General features: G+C 51.7%; 1 protein-coding gene. It reads left to right on the top strand.

From position 1 onward, the window contains the following. The coding region (locus ACR6Z4_RS32195) for a WD40 domain-containing protein (RefSeq protein WP_479721397.1) at positions 1-1,037 on the top strand (1,037 nt) is incomplete at both ends.

Genomic DNA, 1,037 nt, shown 5'->3' with positions numbered 1-1,037 from the left:
CCAACAGCGGTAAGCCCCTGCTGGTGTTGGTAGGGCATGATGATAGTGTCAACAGCGTGGCGTGGTCGCCTGATGGGCAGCAACTTGCTTCTGCTTCGGATGATCAAACCGTTTATATATGGGATACCAACAGCGGTAAGCCCCTGCTGGTGTTGGTAGGGCATGATGATAGTGTCAGCAGCGTGGCGTGGTCGCCGAATGGATTACGGCTTGCTTCTGCTTCGAATGATTCAACTATTTGCACATGGGTTGCCAGCAGCGGTGGGCTATTGCGGGTATTTCATGAGCATAACGATAGTGTCAGTAGCTTGGCGTGGTCGCCTGATGGGCAGCGACTTGCTTCCGCTTCAGGTGATCAAACCATTTGCATATGGGATGCCAACAACAGTAGACTGTTGCAAGTGTTGGAAGGGCATTCTGGTAGTGTAAACTGTGCTGTCTTTTCAACGAATGGTAATTGGTTGGCTTCTAAAAGTAGCGGTTGGAATGGAACTGTCTGTCTGTGGCGTTGTGACACATGGGAATGTGTTGCGGTTTTAGAAGAACGTGCAACTGAGTATTGGACTCCTAGTGTCGCCTTTCACCCTAGCCTTCCAGTGCTTGCAACGTTGGAGGAAGAAGATCACACCATTCGTATCTGGGAGTTAGACGAGAGCCTTCTGCTCGGACAGGCGCAGAAAAGCGTTCACTACACCACTGCAAAACTTGTCCTGGTAGGTGATTCAGGAGTAGGTAAAACAGGTCTAGGCTATCGGCTCGCGCACAACGAGTTCAAAGAACATGCCTCTACTCACGGTCAGCAGTTCTGGGTCATTGATGAACTAGGCAAAACCCGTGAGGACGGTACGCAATGCGAGGCGGTCCTGTGGGATCTGGCGGGTCAGCATGTGTATCGCTCCATCCACTCTATTTTTCTCGACCATGTGAATGCTTCGCTGGTCTTGTTTGACCCCAGTAACCGCCAAGACCCGCTCAAGGGGGCAGAGTTTTGGCTGGAGCAGCTAAAAGGCAATGCCCAACTGCCGCCCAGTGTGCTA

The organism is Calyptranema fuscum S582, from assembly GCF_055793305.1.
Note: the sequence above shows the minus strand (reverse complement) of the source record. Positions and strands in the feature narration are given on the sequence as shown.